Origin of the sequence: Alkalihalophilus lindianensis (assembly GCF_032843265.1) — a bacterium.
Taxonomy (GTDB): Bacteria; Bacillota; Bacilli; order Bacillales; family Bacillaceae_D; genus Alkalihalophilus; species Alkalihalophilus lindianensis.
Map to the genome: position 1 here is coordinate 1 of NZ_JAWJBA010000766.1, position 249 is coordinate 249.

1 protein-coding gene is annotated in these 249 nt (G+C 51.8%); it reads right to left on the reverse strand.

Annotated elements, in window-relative coordinates; genetic code table 11:
* Window positions 1-249 (reverse strand): hypothetical protein (locus RYX56_RS24245; protein WP_317124369.1); only part of this gene is annotated, 249 nt, incomplete at both ends.

The window sequence follows — 249 nt, forward strand, 5'->3', positions numbered from 1 at the left end:
GAGACAAAGCCGATGTTGAAGTTCTCGCCATCCTGCGAACGACCAGTGGTTGGTTCGTCGTAGTATTGGAACCAGTGAGCGCCAATGAAGGCCGGTTCGGAGAGCACATCTTTAATGTAATCGGCATAGCTAGTACCACGCGCGACCTGATCTTTGACGGTCATATTTCCAGTGAACATGCCTCTATCGGTAGCGCCGAAGTGGAATTCGCCGATGATACATGGCTTGCCCAGTTTTTGCGCGAACTCG